The sequence below is a fragment of the Grimontia marina genome (assembly GCF_900060185.1).
In the GTDB taxonomy this organism is placed as follows: Bacteria; Pseudomonadota; Gammaproteobacteria; order Enterobacterales; family Vibrionaceae; genus Enterovibrio; species Enterovibrio marinus.
The window spans coordinates 1-623 of record NZ_FIZY01000240.1 but is presented as its reverse complement, the minus strand read 5'-3'; the positions used below and the strand labels follow the sequence as shown (position 1 = coordinate 623).

Genomic DNA, 623 nt, shown 5'->3' with positions numbered 1-623 from the left:
CATTAGTGAAAAAGGCGTAACGCTGCTTGCCTGCTGGTAAGTCAATAATATCGACAGGAACCAATGACTCCAATGCTTGCGCGGCATTGGCTCCATGCAAACGAAGTTGGCCCATATGCGAAACATCAAACAAACCAGCCGCCTCGCGAGTATGCAAATGCCCTTTCTTTACCCCTAATGGGTACTGAACGGGCATGTCATAGCCAGCAAATGGCACCATCTTCGCTCCAACTTCGATGTGCAGCGCATGTAAAGGAGTAGTGAGTAGTGTTTGATTTGCATGTTCTTGAGTCATTTTTATCTCCATTTCAGCCGACCCAGCAGGGAATTCACCACCAAATGTTGGCTATTATGTCCAAAGAAGAGGAAACCATGTTTCCAATAGTGAACAAGAATGCGCCCGCTCGGGCGGATTAACAAGTTCGAAACAAGATGAATTGTCAAAATTAACAACCCAATCACAATTAAAAGTCGCGAGATGCTTACCATAGCCGGAGCTAAAAGTGATTAAAAGCACACTACAGAGGACAAAGCCAACAAATAGCAAACGATTGCTGTCACTATAAGAAACTTCGCGTTTTCACACTCATTTTGCCGTAACCCACAAAATCAATGCATCCTCT

1 pseudogene is annotated in these 623 nt (G+C 44.5%); it reads right to left on the bottom strand.

The window, feature by feature from the left end:
- Positions 1-295: pseudogene (gene gcvT, locus GMA8713_RS26195) on the bottom strand (glycine cleavage system aminomethyltransferase GcvT); the annotation flags it as partial.
- Positions 296-623: the final 328 nt, after the last annotated feature.